Annotated in this window: 13 protein-coding genes; 9 read left to right on the forward strand and 4 right to left on the reverse strand. The window is 72.7% G+C overall.

Translation table 11 applies throughout. The features are described from left to right. Positions 1-14 precede the first annotated feature (14 nt). Entirely contained in the window at positions 15-2,096 is a 2,082-nt protein-coding gene (locus tag OO54_RS26110; protein WP_033207135.1) for a right-handed parallel beta-helix repeat-containing protein, read from the reverse strand. A 189-nt stretch (positions 2,097-2,285) separates the two neighbouring features. On the opposite strand from OO54_RS26110, the gene hmgA reads away from it, so the two are divergent. The 3 genes from hmgA to OO54_RS26125 all read left to right on the forward strand — a co-directional run bounded on the left by hmgA (position 2,286) and on the right by OO54_RS26125 (position 5,919). Beyond that, positions 2,286-3,599, forward strand: a complete 1,314-nt coding sequence (hmgA, locus tag OO54_RS26115) for a homogentisate 1,2-dioxygenase (RefSeq protein WP_017241614.1) — start codon at positions 2,286-2,288, stop codon at positions 3,597-3,599. A gap of 40 nt (positions 3,600-3,639) precedes the next feature. Continuing rightward, on the forward strand, positions 3,640-4,389 hold the full coding sequence (locus tag OO54_RS26120; protein ID WP_017241613.1) for a GntR family transcriptional regulator: 750 nt from the start codon (positions 3,640-3,642) through the stop codon (positions 4,387-4,389). A gap of 204 nt (positions 4,390-4,593) precedes the next feature. Further along, positions 4,594-5,919, forward strand: a complete 1,326-nt coding sequence (locus OO54_RS26125) for a type ISP restriction/modification enzyme (protein WP_033207137.1) — start codon at positions 4,594-4,596, stop codon at positions 5,917-5,919. Here OO54_RS26125 and OO54_RS26130 read toward each other — a convergent pair. After that, the gene (locus tag OO54_RS26130; RefSeq protein WP_033207139.1) at positions 5,906-6,649 is read right to left on the reverse strand and encodes a TetR/AcrR family transcriptional regulator; all 744 of its coding nucleotides are present in this window, start codon (positions 6,647-6,649) and stop codon (positions 5,906-5,908) included. The genes OO54_RS26125 and OO54_RS26130 overlap by 14 nt on opposite strands. 63 nt (positions 6,650-6,712) lie before the next feature. Between OO54_RS26130 and OO54_RS26135 the strand changes: the two genes are divergently transcribed. From OO54_RS26135 to OO54_RS26145, 3 genes are all read left to right on the forward strand, one after another. Then, positions 6,713-7,651, forward strand: coding sequence for a daunorubicin resistance protein DrrA family ABC transporter ATP-binding protein (locus OO54_RS26135; RefSeq protein ID WP_033207141.1), 939 nt, complete (start codon positions 6,713-6,715; stop codon positions 7,649-7,651). Then, entirely contained in the window at positions 7,648-8,424 is a 777-nt protein-coding gene (locus tag OO54_RS26140; RefSeq protein WP_033207143.1) for an ABC transporter permease, read from the forward strand. The genes OO54_RS26135 and OO54_RS26140 overlap by 4 nt, the downstream gene beginning before the upstream one ends. A 119-nt stretch (positions 8,425-8,543) precedes the next feature. Next, entirely contained in the window at positions 8,544-9,740 is a 1,197-nt protein-coding gene (locus OO54_RS26145; protein WP_033207145.1) for a CaiB/BaiF CoA transferase family protein, read from the forward strand. A 121-nt stretch (positions 9,741-9,861) separates the two neighbouring features. Here OO54_RS26145 and OO54_RS26150 read toward each other — a convergent pair whose 3' ends face one another. Further along, positions 9,862-10,134 (reverse strand): hypothetical protein, encoded by a 273-nt coding sequence (locus tag OO54_RS26150; protein WP_026058652.1) that lies wholly within the window; start codon positions 10,132-10,134, stop codon positions 9,862-9,864. 312 nt (positions 10,135-10,446) lie between these two features. Here OO54_RS26150 and OO54_RS26155 point away from each other — a divergent pair, with 312 nt between their 5' ends. Further along, on the forward strand, positions 10,447-11,586 hold the full coding sequence (locus OO54_RS26155) for a protein kinase domain-containing protein (RefSeq protein WP_033207147.1): 1,140 nt from the start codon (positions 10,447-10,449) through the stop codon (positions 11,584-11,586). Here OO54_RS26155 and OO54_RS26160 read toward each other — a convergent pair. After that, complete coding sequence (locus OO54_RS26160) at positions 11,570-12,376, reverse strand: SGNH/GDSL hydrolase family protein (RefSeq protein ID WP_033207149.1); 807 nt, start codon at positions 12,374-12,376, stop codon at positions 11,570-11,572. The two genes, OO54_RS26155 and OO54_RS26160, sit on opposite strands and share 17 nt — an antisense overlap. Before the next feature lie 635 nt (positions 12,377-13,011). On the opposite strand from OO54_RS26160, the gene OO54_RS26165 reads away from it, so the two are divergent. Next, on the forward strand, positions 13,012-13,842 hold the full coding sequence (locus OO54_RS26165) for a glycosyltransferase family 2 protein (RefSeq protein WP_033207150.1): 831 nt from the start codon (positions 13,012-13,014) through the stop codon (positions 13,840-13,842). Beyond that, complete coding sequence (locus OO54_RS26170) at positions 13,839-14,918, forward strand: glycosyltransferase family 2 protein (RefSeq protein WP_033207152.1); 1,080 nt, start codon at positions 13,839-13,841, stop codon at positions 14,916-14,918. The genes OO54_RS26165 and OO54_RS26170 overlap by 4 nt, the downstream gene beginning before the upstream one ends. The last annotated feature ends 30 nt before the right edge of the window (positions 14,919-14,948 follow it).

The following is a 14,948-nucleotide window of genomic DNA, read 5'->3' on the forward strand; positions in this document are numbered from 1 at the left end:
CCCAGGCGGCCGCGTCACGCCGTACCGCCCGCGGGTCGGTCGACGGTGGGCTGGTCCGTGGGGTGGCCGGGGGCGGACTGGTCCGAGGGGCGAGGTGGGCGGGCGCCGGAGGCTATGACGGCCCAGAGGACCCAGACGACGCCGAGGAGGAGGCGGAACCAGGCGGGGCTGAGGGGGATGCCGGGCACCATGAGGACGGCCTTGTCGAAGGCGTCGAGGAGGGTGACGGCGCCGAGGGTCAGGGTGGCCCAGGCGAGGACGGGGCGGGTGGGCCGCAGGGCGAGGCCGATGAGGGTCCACCAGACCCCGGTGAGCAGCAGCGCGAGGGCCGGCAGGGCGGTCGGGGTGAGGGCGAGGGTCGAGCCGGCGACGTCGAGGGCCAGGCCCGCGAGGCCGATGAGGGTGGCCACGCCCGCGAGCCGGTTGCCGCGGAGCCGGCGCCACCACAGGGCGCAGCCGGCGAGGGCGAGGAGGAGCGCGCCGCCGAGGGCGAGCTGGGTCTCGACGCGCTGGAGGCCGCGGGCGCCGTACCAGTCGCAGCCGGCCGGGAGGCGGCGCGCTTGGACGTTGTAGTCGGCGCAGACGAGGAGCTGGGCGAGTTTGACGGGTTCGCCGATGAGCCGGTCGGTGTTGCCGGAGACGTCGCCGCGGCGGGTTCCGCAGCCGGGGAGGGCGCCGGGGGTGGTGGCACCGGCGTCGGACTGCCAGCAGTTTCCGCTGCCCTGGCCGTCCCACCAGACCTCGGTGCGGTTGGGGTGGGCGTTGCCGGCCTTGTCGACGCCGAGGTGGTTGCCGGCGTAGCGGTTGTGGTGGGAGGTGTCGGTCTGCTTGCCCCAGGCGGACTCGCCGCGGATGAAGGCGGGGACGGCGCTGAGGAAGAACGCGGCGCGCTGGTGGCCGTAGATCCAGTTGTCCTCGTAGAGGTTCCAGTTGCCGCCGGCGGTGATGATGCCGGTGCCGGGCGGCATGGAGATCTGGGGGCAGACGACGCCCTGTTCGTAGCCGCGGTCGACGGGCGGCTTGGCGCAGGTGCCGTCGGCGACGTGCGGGTAGTAGTTCTGGTTGTTGTCGTGGATCAGGTTGCGTTCGAAGCGGGCGTGGTTCTGGGGCAGTCCGGGGTGGCCGGGGAAGGCGGAGTCCATGGAGGCGCCGCCCATGTTGTGGTCGAGCTCGTTGTCGTGGACCCAGACGGAGTCGCCGGCGGTGCCGGAGTAGCCGACCATGTTGTGGTGGCTGCGGCAGCCGGTGATCTCGATGGCGTAGCGGGGGACGTCGTAGCCGTAGCCGTCGTTGATGTTCGAGGCCGAGCCGGGGTAGATGCCGGAGTCGCCGTTCCCGTAGGACTCGCAGTTCTTGTAGAGGCCGTGGTCGGAGGCGAAGGTGAGGAAGCCGTACTCGTCGTTCCAGCGGGTGAGGACGTCGTCGATGACGAAGCCGTCGGCGGCGAGGACGTACAGCGAGTTGAAGGTGGTGCGCTGGGCGGTGAAGTTGCGGAAGTAGATGCCGTCGGAGCCGTCCGCCCTGAGGGCGTTGAGCTTCTGGTACTTGGCGTCGATGACGACGTCGAGGCGGGAGGCGCCGGTGCCTTCGATCTGGAGGTTCTTCTTGCCGAGGATGGCGACGAGGTTCTGGTTGTGGGGGCAGCTCAGCTGCTGCTCGTAGCTGAGGATCTGGTAGCCGAGCGAGGACTTGGGGGCCTTGAGCCTGGCGCACTCTCCGGTGGGCTGCGGCAGGGAGGGCTCCTCCTCGTACAGGCCGGGGAGGATCGCGATGGTCATTCCCGGCCTGTCGACGGCGTCGACGGCCTGCTGGAGGTGGCGGTATCCGCCGCGCGCGCAGCGTTCGTGGAGGGCGAGGTTGCGGGTCTTGAGGGCGGCGGGGAAGCCTGCGACGCGGCGCTCGAAGTCGGCGCGGTCGGTCTTGCAGACGAGGAGGTCGGGTTCGCCCGTGCGGAGCTTCGGCACGCTGCCGGAGCCGTCGGGCAGGGTGACGGGCCGCTCCTCGTGGGCCTGGGCCCCGGGTGCGGTGAGCAGGGCCGCGGCGAGCGCCGCGAGCACGACCGAGAGCGCGAGGACGAGTCTTCGGGTCCAGGACATGCGCGTGAGAGTAGAGCATTGTTCATCTTTTCTGACCCCCTCGTGCACGGACTCGTGCCGGGCACCGCGAAAGCGGGGAGGGATCATGCCGGGGCCCGTGCCCCGTTGACGGGAGGCGCGCGGAATCCTACGGTCATCCATAGGATTCCCTTGCGGCCTCGGAACAGGGGCTCAGGACAGGAGCGGGCGATGACCACGGAGCAGGCCAGGAAAACGGCCGAGGCGCTCACCTACAGCACCGGTTTCGGCAACGAGCACAGCTCGGAGGCGGTCCCCGGGGCTCTGCCGGACGGCCGCAACTCGCCGCAGCGCGCACCCCTCGGCCTCTACGCCGAGCAGCTCAGCGGCAGCGCCTTCACCGAGCCGCGGTCCCACAACCGCCGCTCCTGGCTCTACCGGATCCGCCCGTCGGCGGCGCACCCGCCGTTCACCCGGACCGACAACGGTGCACTGCGCGGCGCCCCCTTCACCGAGACCGTGCCCGACCCCAACCGGCTCCGCTGGAACCCGCTGCCCGACCCGGCCCCCGGCACCGACTGGCTGGCCGGCCTGTGGACCCTCGGCGGCAACGGCGACGCGGCCCAGCGGACCGGCATGGCCGTGCACCTCTACCACGCCAACGCGTCCATGGAGCGGGTCTTCGGCGACGCGGACGGCGAGCTGCTGATCGTCCCGGAGCGCGGCGGCCTGCTGCTCCGCACCGAGCTGGGCCTGCTCGCCGCGCACCCGGGCGAGGTCGCGCTGATCCCCCGCGGGGTCCGGTTCCGCGTCGAGCTGCTCGACGAGACCGCCCGCGGCTACGTCTGCGAGAACTACGGCGCCCCCTTCCAGCTCCCCGACCTCGGCCCGATCGGCGCCAACGGCCTGGCCAACGCCCGCGACTTCCGGGCCCCCGTCGCCGCGTACGAGGACGTCGAGGGTCCGGTCGAGGTGGTCAACAAGTACTGCGGCAACCTCTGGTCGGCGACGTACGGCCACTCCCCGCTGGACGTCGTCGCCTGGCACGGCAACCACACCCCGTACGTCTACGACCTGCGCCGCTTCAACGTCATCGGGACGATCTCGTACGACCACCCCGACCCGTCGATCTTCACGGTCCTCACCTCGCCCTCCGACACCCCGGGGCTCGCGGGCGTGGACTTCGTGGTCTTCGCCCCGCGCTGGCTGGTCGGCGAGGACACGTTCCGCCCGCCGTACTTCCACCGCAACGTGATGAGCGAGTACATGGGCCTGATCGAGGGCGCCTACGACGCCAAGGCGGAGGGCTTCGTGCCGGGCGGCGGCTCGCTGCACAACATGATGTCCGCGCACGGCCCCGACCGGGAGACCTTCGACAAGGCCAGCGCCGCCGAGCTGAAGCCGCAGAAGATCGACGACGGCCTCGCGTTCATGTTCGAGACCCGCTGGCCGATGACCGCGACCTCGCAGGCCGCGGACGCCGACCACCTGCAGAAGGGATACGACGACGTATGGCAGGGTCTGGAGCGCCACTTCCGGCCGTAATGTCTCGGTCGTAAGCCCGTAGCCTTCGTACGGAGAACCCGTGACCGCCTTCGCACCCGACTCGCTGGTCCTGAACCGCAAGCTGCCGCTCTGGTATCAGGTCTCGCAGTCGCTGCGCGCCTCGATACTGGGCCGCACGCCCGACGCCTCGCTGCGGCTGCCCACCGAGGAGCAGCTCGCCGCCCACTACGGCGTGAGCGTGCTCACCATGCGCCAGGCCCTCAAGGAGCTGGAGGAGGAGGGTCTGATCAGCCGGCACCGGCGGCGCGGCACGTTCATCGAGCCGGGTGCCCGGCGGTCCACCCCGCGCCGGCTGCTGGGCTCGATCGACACGATCGTGGCCCAGCAGTCGGGCGAGCGGACGACGGTCCTCGGGCACGGCCCCGAACCGGTGCCGGGCGAGCTCGCCGAGTACTTCCCGGACGTGCCGGAGGTCGTGGCGTACCGGCGGCTGCGCCGCGACGGGGAGAGCGACGAGCCCACCAACTGGGCGGAGAACGCGGTGCTCCCGGAGCTCGCCGCCGCGATCGACCCGGCCGATCTGGTCCGCTGGCCGATGACGAAGGTGCTGCGCGACGTCGTCGGGGTGCGGATCAGCCGCATCACGGACACGGTCGAGGCGCGCCTCGCCGACCCGGAGACGGCGGGCCTCCTCCAGGTCCCGCTGCTCTCCCCGATCCTCCACTACACCGGCGTGACCTACGACGAGGACGGCAGGGTCGTCGACGTGGCCCGCATCCGCTACCGCGGCGACCGCTTCTCCTTCACGGTCACCGTGGGGGCACAGTGACGACGGCAGCGCCGTGACGGTGTGAGCGCATTGACGATGCGCGCGATGACGGTCGAAACGCCCTGCACGATCGAAGCGCTCTGCATGGTCGAAACGCCCTGCACGTGCGCGCGTCGTGACGGTGCGCACGTGCCCGTGACGCCGGCGGCGCGGTGACGAAGGCAGCACGCTGACGGTGGAAGCCCACGGACGGCCGTCGTTAGCATGCGGGGCGTGACGGAAGATGTACGTCTCGACGAGCCGCCCCTCCTCGACGAGCTGATGCCGTGGTCCGTGGCCCCGCTGCGGTTCGGGCGGTCATGGATCGTCGCCCCCGACGCCCGCACCCTGCGCGCCCGCTGGGACCGGCTGACGGCGGCCGAGGGTGCCGAGCGGGAGGCGCTGTTCCGGCCGAGCCGGGCGCGTACGCCGGTGAGCGCGGTGGCCGCGCTGCCCGGGCAGCGGACCGGCACCGTGCGGTTCGCCCGCGAGGCCGGCCCGTGCCCGGCGCCGGTGCGGATCGCGCACGGGCCGTTCGACGAGCAGTGGCTGCTGCCCGACCACCGTCTGATCGACACCGCCCGGCCGGAACTGTGGCGGGTGGTCGGCGGACCACAGCTCTTCGCCGTCGAGCAGGGATACGTGCCCGGGGCCGTCGGCCCCGCGATCCTGGTGACCGCCGCGCTCCCCGAGGGCCGTTCCCCCGCGGGCCGCCCCGGGCGCATCAGGCCGCTGTTCCGCCGCCCCGGCGGCCACGAGCCCAATCTCGCCCCGGGCCTCCTCGCCTTCCTCGGGGAGCGGTACGGGCACGAGGTCGACGCGCGGGAGTGGCTGGCGTGGACGGTGGCGGCGGCGCTCCCCTCCCCCGCCGGGTGCCGGGTGCCGCTGCCGGAGGACCCGGAGGTGTGGGCGGCGGGCGTGGCCCTCGGCCGTGAGCTCGTCGACGTACAGACGCGCGGGGCCCTCAGCGGGACGAAGCCGCGGCTCCCGGGCGGCCGACGGCCCTATGTGCGGGCGGCGGTGCCGTCCCGGCCGGCCACGATCGCGTACGACCCCCGGGACGAGGTCCTCGACCTCGACGGCGGCCGGATCTCCCCGGTGCCGGCCGAGGCCTGGAACTACCAGGTCGGCGGCGTGCGGGTCCTGGAGCAGTGGTTCGCGCACCGGACCGCTCCGGCGGAGCCGGGATCCCTGGAGGCGATCGGGCCGGGCGGCTGGCCGCAGGAGTGGACCTCGGAACTCCTCGACCTGATCACCGTGCTGGCGCTGCTCGGGACCCACGAGCCGGAACGGTCGGCCCTGGCCGAGCGCACGGCACCGCCCGCCGAAGGAACAGGGACCACGGGAACCACCGAAGACGCAGGAACCACCGAAGCTCCCGGACCCACCGGACCCACTCGAACGGCACCGACGGCACCGGCCCCCCGAAGCATCGGAGCGGCGGTCCTCCGCGCCGCCGGGGTCCTGCCGCCGCCGGACCGCGCCCGCCGCCCGGCGTCCGTGCTGGACCACCAGGAGGAGGGTCCGGAGGGGCAGTTCATGCTCCTGTGACGCGCGCTGCCTCGGCCGGCGGCGCGAAGGACTCCAGGAGGCGGGCGATGGTCATCGCGAAGATCTCCTCCGCGTCGACGGGGGCCGCGGGGGCCTCGGCGAGCAGCCCGGCGAGGTGCGGGTAGCGTCCGCTCGCCACCTGCCCCATGAGGTAGGCGCCGCGTACCGCCTGCTCCTCCGCCTCGGACCAGGGCAGTCCGCGGGCCCGCTCGGCGACGGCCTGTTCGTTGGCGACGGTCGCCATGACCGTGCCGTTGACCATGGCGATCAGCTGCATCTTCAGTCCGGCGGGCACGTCCAGGGGCGTGAGGCAGCCCAGGCACCATTCCAGGAAGCGCAGGGCGTTGGGGCTGAGGCCGTAGGCGGTGGTCATCACCCGGGGCAGCCAGGGGTGTCGGTACATGAGGGCGCGGCTCTGGTAGGCGATCGCGGTCATGTCGGCGCGCCAGTCGCCGCTGGGCTCCTCGGGAAGCTCGTACTCGCCGCTGACCGCGTCGACCATCAGCTCGTACAGGTCCTCCTTGCGGGGGACGTAGTTGTAGAGCGACATGGTGCCGCAGCCGATCTCGGCGGCGACGCGGCGCATGGAGACGGCGTCGATGCCGTCGGCGTCGGCGATGCGGACGGCCGCGTCCACGACGTCACGCCGGCTGTACGCCGGTCTGGGGCCGCGGCCCGTGCGCTCGGGGCGCGCCCAGATCACTTCCGGTTCGGCCGCTCGGCCCGCCATGGATCATCACCTCGCCCTCCATCGTAGTTACGTACACCGTACGTAGTGGGGTATGGTCGCGCCATGACGACTACGTACGCTGTACTTAGTGAAGGCCTGCGGAAGCGATACGGCGACGTCCACGCCCTCCGCGGCCTCGACCTCGCCGTCCCCGAGGGAACGGTCTGTGGCGTCCTCGGCCCCAACGGCGCCGGCAAGACGACCGCCGTCCGCGTCCTCACCACCCTGGTCACGCCCGACGCGGGCAGCGCGCTGGTCGCCGGCCACGACGTGGTCCGCGACCCGGCGGGAGTACGGAAGCGGATCGCGGTCACCGGGCAGTACGCCTCCGTCGACGGCGACCTCACCGGCGCCGAGAACCTGCGCCTCTTCGCGAAGCTGCTGCGCGCCCCGCGCTCCCGCGCCGACGAGCTCCTGGAGAGGTTCGGCCTGACCGCCGCCGCCGGGCGGCCCGCCCGGACCTACTCCGGCGGCATGCGGCGCCGCCTCGACCTCGCCGCCAGCCTGCTGGTGCCGCCGCGGGTGCTCTTCCTCGACGAGCCCACGACCGGTCTCGACCCGCACAGCCGGAACGGGATCTGGGACGCCGTAAGGGAGTTGGCGTCCCAGGGCACCACCGTGCTGCTGACCACGCAGTATCTGGAGGAGGCCGACCAGCTCGCCGACGACATCGTGCTGATCGACGAAGGGCGTGCCGCACAGCGCGGCACACCGGCCGAACTCAAGGCGCTCGTCGGCAGCTACGCCGAGGTGGTCGTCGCCGACCCGTCGTCCCTCGAAGCGGCCGCGGCCGTCCTCGACCGGCTGACCGGCTCGGCTCCGGCCCTGGACGCCGGGCGGCGCGCGGTCGGCGCGGTCACCACGGACACCACGCTCACCCTCCCCCGCATCGTCCGCGCGGTCGACGCGGCCGGGGTCCACATCATCGACGCCTCACTGCGTCCGCCCACCCTCGACGAGGTGTTCCTGCGCCTCACCGACCGGAAGGAGCTCGTCGCGTGAACGCCCTCGCCCACGACGGGACCGCCGTACTCGGCCGTCACCTCCAGCGGATCCGGCACGCGCCCGCGATCACCGTCATGACGCAGACGATGCCGATCGTCTTCCTGCTCTTCTTCGGGTACGTCTTCGGCAGCGCGCTCGCCACGCCCGGCGAGGAGTACCGGGCCTTCCTGGTGCCCGGAATGCTGGTCGCGACGGCGGCGGGCGGCCTCATGACCGGCATGTTCCAGGCCGCTCAGGACTCCCACCGGGGCGTCATGGACCGCTTCCGCACCCTCCCCATCAGCCGGTCCGCCGTCCCGCTCGGACAGGCGCTGGCCGACCTGGTGGCGAGCGCGGTCGGCACGGTCCCGCTGATCCTGGTGGGGCTCGCCATGGGCTGGCGGATCGAGGGCACGCCCCTCCGGGCCCTGGGCGCCTTCGGTCTGCTGCTCCTCTTCCGCTTCGCGACGACCTGGGTGGGCATCCTCCTCGGCCTGGCCTCGCGGAGCGAGGAGGCGGCCGGCCAGCTGGGCAGCGCGACCTTCATGCTGCCGCTGCTGTCGAACGCGTACATCCCGACCGGCGGCATGCCCGGCTGGCTGCGGACGCTCGCCGAGTGGAACCCGATCTCGGCCGTCACGACGGCGGTCCGCCACCTCTTCGGCAACGCGCCCGTCCCGGTGGACGCGGCCTGGCCGGTGGCCCACCCGGTCGCCGGGGCGCTGCTCTGGTCGGGGGGCCTCATCGCCGTCTTCGCCCCGCTCGCGGTCCGCAGGTACGCCCGCCGCTGAACGCCGCGGGCGGGCACCGGCGTCCGTACCCCGTCCGCTCCCGTCCGTGCTCCGGACCGGCCCCGCGTGACGTGTCCCCTGATGACAAGAGCCTCGCCGGCAGGGTAGGCAGGGCTGTCATGAGCACCCAGCCACTTCCCCTCGAAGGGGTCACGGTCGTCGCCGTCGAACAGGCCGTCGCCGCCCCGTTCGCCACCCGGCAGCTCGCCGACCTCGGCGCCCGTGTCGTCAAGATCGAGCGTCCGGACGGCGGGGACTTCGCCCGCGGCTACGACACGGCGGCGCGCGGCCTCGCCTCCCACTTCGTGTGGTGCAACCGCGGCAAGGGGTCCGTGGCCGTCGACCTCAAGGACCCCAGGGGCCTCGCCCTCGTGCGGCGGATGGTGGCCGGCGCGGACGTCTTCGTCCAGAACCTCGCACAGGGGGCCGCGGCCCGGCTCGGTCTCGACGCCGCCTCGCTCTGCGCCGCGCACCCGCGGCTGATCGCCGTGGACATCTCGGGGTACGGGGCGGCGGGACCGTACGCGCACAAGCGGGCGTACGACATGCTCGTCCAGTGCGAGGCGGGCCTGGTGTCGGTGACCGGCACCCCGGAGCAGCCGGTCAAGTCCGGGATCCCGGCCGCCGACATCGCGGCCGGGATGTACGCCTTCTCGGGCGTCCTCGCCGCACTCGTCCGGCGCGGCACCACCGGCCGGGGCGGTCCGGTGGAGGTGTCCCTGCTCGACTCGCTGGCCGAGTGGATGGGGCATCCGCTGCACCACGGGACCCACGGGGGCGCCGCCCCGGCGCGTACGGGACTCGCGCACGCGGTCATCGCCCCGTACGACGCCTATCCGACGGCCGACGGGGGCCTGGTGCTGCTCTCGGTGCAGAACGACCGGGAGTGGCGGCGGCTCGCCGAGCAGGTACTCGGCCGACCCGGTCTCGCCGACGACCCGGCGTTCGCGACCAACACGGCGAGGGTGGCGCGACGCGGGGCGACGGACGCCGTCGTGGCGGAGGCGCTGGCCCCGCTGACGGCCGCCGAGGCCCTGACAAGGCTCGACGCGGCGGGCATCGCCTGCGCCCGCCTCAACTCGGTGGCCGAGCTCGCCGACCATCCCCAGCTGACGGCCCGGGACCGCTGGCGGGAGGTGGAGTCACCGGTCGGACCGCTGCGCTCGCTGCTGCCGCCGATCGTCTTCCCGGACGCGCCGGAGCCGCGCATGGACCGGATCCCGGCCCTCGGGCAGGACACCGACACCGTGCTCACCGGACTCGGGGTGACGGAGGCGGAGCTGAAGGAGCTGCGGAGCACCGGCGTGATCGCCTGACGGGGAACCGGGTACGGGCCGCACGGACGCCACGGCGCTCCGGACACGACTGAACGCCGGACGGGCGGGGACACGTCCGGCGAAGTCGCGGTCGGGGCCGGTCGGGCGGCCCCGGGGTTCGCTAGCGGCGCGCGCCGAAGAGCGAGCGGCGGAGTCGGCGGAGCGGGGCGAAGAGGGAGACCCGCGCGCTGCGGCTGCGGTGACCGTGCACCGCCGGCTCGTGCGTACGCGCCGTCAGTTCCCGCATCAGCAGCGTCGCCTCGGCCACCTCGCGCTGGGGCACGGCGGGGCCGCCGAGCACCGCGAGATGGCGGTCGAGTCGCGAACTGGTCGCACTGCTCCCGCAGGTGATGGCAGGCACTCGCGGCCTGCTGCGCATTGCTATCTGTTCCATGTCACTCCCCACCCGTACAAGGGCACCCGGCCCGGGCAGGTTAACCCTATCGCCCCACCGTCACACGCGTGTATCCCGCCGACGGGATTCACCGCACCCGTACGGGGGTTGACGGTCACTGTCCGAATCCATCTGATTCCAGGGCGAGTTGGACAGCACTCGAACACCTGCCGAACCGTCACGAACCATCCTGCACTCCCGACCCGCCTCCATGGCCACGGAGGCCGATGTGATCTCCGACACCAAGATCGCCACAGCGCTCCCGCCGACGGACCGGGGGCAGGAGGACGCCCCTCGGGCTACCGTGGGTCCATGACGGTGATCGCGGGTCGTTACCGGCTTCTGGACGTCCTCGCCGAGGGGGCGACGGGCACCGTCTGGCGTGCCCTGGACGAGACGCGCGGGCACGAGGTGGCCCTCAAGGAGCTCCGGCTCCCGGACGGCGTCCCCGCCGACGACGTCCCCCTCCTGTACGCGCGCCGCGAGCGCGAGGCGCGGGCGGCCGCGCGGCTCTCCCACCCGGCCGTGGTGACGGTCCACGGCGTCGCCACCGAGGACGGCCGGCCCTGGGTCGTGATGGAACTGGTCCGCGGCCTCACGCTCGCCGAGACCCTCGAAGCGGGCGGCCCCCTGGCCCCGCGCGAGGCCGCGCGCGTCGGCCTCCAGGTACTCGGCGCCCTGCGCGCGGCCCGGGAGGCGGGCGTCCCGCACCGGGGCGTGGCACCCGAGCACGTCCTGCTCGGGAACGACGGACGGGTGGTCGTCACGGGCTTCGGCACCGACCCGGGCGCGGGTCCGGGCGCCCGTCCGCCCGCCGGTCCGGGCAGCGGCTCGAGCGGCGGTGCCGCGGGCACGACGGGCGAGGCGGGCGAGGCCGCGGACCTGCGGTCGCTCGGCGCCCTGCTCGACGCGACGGCCGGCCACCGGACGGGCCCCCTGGGCGCTCTGATCGAGGAGTTGCTGGGCGAGGAGCCGCCGGGCGGCGAGGGCGTCGCCTCGCCGGGTGCGGCGGACCGCATCGAGCGGGAGCTGGGGCGACTGGGCGGAGTGTCGCCGCGGCCCGCACGTCCCGCGGGCGGAGGAACCGGCAACGGCCGTACGGCTCGCGGAGGTTCCGCGGCCCGCGGATCGGAGGACGGACGGGAGAACGGACCGGGAGGCAGGCCGGCCGGCGGACCGGGCGACGCGGACAGTTCAGGCCTCGGACCCGCCCCCTCCCCCGGACCCGCCGAGACCCCGTCCCGGCCCCGGGCCGCCCGGGCGGGTGCGCCCCGGCGGGGGCACGTCCTGGTGGCCGGGCTCGTCGGGGCTCTGCTGATCGCGGGGGCGCTGACGTATCAGGCGGTGCGGGACGACGGTTCGGGCGCCGGTCCGGGTGGGGGCGGGGCGACGAGCACCGCTCCGGCCGGATCCGGCGCCACGGGCGAGGGCCCGGTTACACCGCGCCCCTGAAGGAGGGCAGGTAGCCGCCCGACTGGCCGGCGGCGGTCGGGTGGTAGGACTCGCCGATGTTGAGCCAGTTGACGCTGTGCAGCCAGGCGGAGCCCGAGCAGATCTCGTGTCCGGTGAAGGCCGGGACGACGCTGGCGTAGGCGAAGCCGTGGTCGGCGGCGCGCTTGGCGACGGCGGCGTTGAGGTAGTCGGAGGCGCCGTTGATGGCGCTGCGCTCGCCCTCGCTGAGGCCGGCGATGCAGCTGCCGCTCAGCTGGTAGAAGCGCGGGTAGCCGAGGACGACCACGCGCGCGGCGGGGGCCTTGCCCCTGATGGCCGTGTAGACGGAGTCGAGCTTGCCGGGAAGCGTGGTGTCCACGTAACTCTTGGCCTGATTCACACGATTGATACAGGTGGACTCGGACTGGAGCACACAGGTCGTCATGACGTCGGCGAAACCGGCGTCATTTCCCCCGATCGTGATGGACACCAGGTCGGTGGCGGCCGAGAGGGGCCCGAGCTGATTGGCGGTCACATCACCCGTTCGGGCGCCCGAGCAGGCGGTGAAGGCGAACGACGAGGGGGCGTTCGCGTTCTTCCACAGCACCGGGTACGCCTTCGTGGAGCGCTTGCAGTCGCCGCTGGCGCTGTCGTAACTGCCGGCGCCTACGCCGGATGAGTACGAGTCGCCAAGCGCCACATAGTCGAGTGCGGCGGTCTCGGCGGCCTGCGCGGCGCTCGCCCCGGTGAGGGCGAGGACGGCGCCGAGCAGGAGCGAGGACGAGAGCGCGGTGAATCGGGACAGTCTCATGGAACCTCCCTGTAGCAGGATCTCTGCGCTACCAGGTAGTAGCATCGGATCGCCCGTACCGGAAGTGTTCATGTCAAAACTGGGGATGAACGGCGGCCGATCCTCCGTCAGCAACCGTCGAGATCCGGCCACTCCAGGAACCGGAACTTCCGCTCCCGCGCCGTGACCGAACGGGATCGCGACACATTCGCACAACAATCCACAGAAGTACGGTCCCGCCCCACCGTTCGCCGCGATTAAACGGATTGATCGAATCCGATCGAGAGGCTCGCGTATCCGATCGGCGAAGCTTCGCCAATGTGCGGAAAACGGGGCCACAGATCCGGGACTTGCCATACAGTCCCATTCATCAATACCGTCGTACATCTCACTCGCACCGATCCATCACGCAAAGCGGCTCTGGGGAGGGCCTGGCGACGCGGTGGACCCGGTGCGAGGCGCGGTAGGGGGGTGCCGTGCTCGGTGTTCGAACGTGCGCCGAGTCGCGGGTACCGCGCGGCCAGTCATGCCAACTCGCCGATCCTGCACGGAGTTCGATTCCGTACGGGCGGGCGGGAACCCCCCTTTCGAACCGGATAGACCACCGGGCGGCCCAAGGGGTGGGCCGCCCACCGGACGAGAGGGAAATCGGACCCATGAGCTCGTTCCTGCGCCCGGCCGTCACGGGCCAAGAAATGACCGAGCCGAGTCGAATAGCAGCCCAGTACCGGGCCATCACCTCGCATTTGGCGATCACTCCGCCGGTGAGCGTCGTCATTCCCGCGATGAACGAGGCAGAAAATCTTCCGTACGTCTTCAAGACGCTGCCGGATTGGATTCACGAAGTCGTCCTCGTCGACGGAAATTCCACCGACAGCACCGTCGACGTCGCGCGTGAACTCCGGCCGGACGTCAAGGTCGTGAAGCAGGTCGGCAAGGGCAAGGGCGACGCCCTCATCAGCGGCTTCGCCGCCTGCACCGGCGACATCATCGTGATGGTCGACGCGGACGGCTCCGCCGACGGCCAGGAGATCGTCTCCTACGTCTCCGCCCTCGTCGGGGGCGCCGACTTCGCCAAGGGCTCCCGCTTCGCCAACGGCGGCGGCACCGACGACATGACGACCATTCGCCGACTGGGCAACTGGGCGCTCTGCACCCTCGTCAACCGCAAGTTCGGCGCCCGCTACACCGACCTCTGCTACGGATACAACGCCTTCTGGCGCCACTGCCTCGACAAGATCACCCTCGACTGCACCGGATTCGAGATCGAGACGCTCATCAACATCCGGGTCGTCAAGGCCGGTCTCAAGGTGCAGGAAGTGCCGAGCCACGAGTACCTGCGCATTCACGGCGTGAGCAACCTCAACGCCGTACGCGACGGGATCCGCGTCCTCAAGGTCATCCTCAAGGAGAAGGCCGTCAGCCGGTCGGCCCGTCGACGGCCCGCCGCGTTCTCGGTCAACGTCCCCCGGGGAGAGACGTCTTGAGCGACAGCACGACCCCGCGGGGCTTCTCGGTGGTGATCTGCGTCTACACGGAGGAGCGGTGGGAGGACATCCTCGCCGCCGTCGACTCCGTCCGGAAACAGTCGCTGCCGCCGCTGGAGACGCTGCTCGTGGTCGACCACAACGAGCGGTTGCTCTCCCGGCTCACCGAGGAGTACGCGGACGAGCGGCTCCGCGGGGAGGTGCGGGTGCTCGCCAACGCGGGCCCCCGCGGCCTCTCCGCCGGCCGCAACACCGGAATCGCCGCCGCCCGCGGCGATCTCGTGGCCTTCCTCGACGACGACGCCGTCGCCGAGCGGGACTGGCTCCGGCACTTCGCCGCCGCCTACGACGACCCCCGCGTGATGGCCGTCGGCGGGCGCACCCTGCCCGCCTGGGCCTCCGGACGCCGTCCCGCCTGGTTCCCGGAGGAGTTCGACTGGGTCGTCGGCTGCACGTACCGGGGCCTGCCCCCGGGCCGGGTCCCGGTGCGCAACGTGCTCGGCGGCAACGCCTCCTTCCGCCGCACGGCCTTCGACGCGGCGGGCGGCTTCGCCACCGGCATCGGCCGGGACGGCGACCGGCGGCCCCTCGGCTGCGAGGAGACCGAGCTGTGCATCAGGCTCGCCAAGGCGCTGCCCCGGGCGATCCTGCTCATCGACGACCGCGCGGTCATCCACCACAAGGTGCCCGCCGCCCGCGAGCGCTTCGGCTACTTCCGCACCCGGGTGTACGCCGAAGGCCTCTCCAAGGCCCTGGTCGCCCGGAGCGTCGGTACGCAGAAGGGCCTGGAGTCCGAACGGCGCTACACGACCCGGGTGTTGCCCGCCGGCGTGCTCCGGGGCGCGGCCGACGCGCTGCGCGGCCGATCCGGCGGCGCGGGCCGCGCCGGGGCCATCCTCACCGGTGTGACCCTCGCGGCCGGCGGGTACGCGCTCGGACAGCTGCGGGCCCGGCGGGGCGGGACCACGTTCTCCTGGGGCCCCATCGAACCGGTGCCCGGAGCGGCGCCCGGAGCGGCGGACGGCACCGGGTCCGTGCGCGAAGCCGCGCGGGGTGCGGAAGGAGTCGTCGCGTGACCGTGGCCGAGGCGGAGGGGGCGCGGGCCG

Source organism: Streptomyces wedmorensis, from assembly GCF_000716445.1.
In the GTDB taxonomy this organism is placed as follows: domain Bacteria; phylum Actinomycetota; class Actinomycetes; order Streptomycetales; family Streptomycetaceae; genus Streptomyces; species Streptomyces wedmorensis.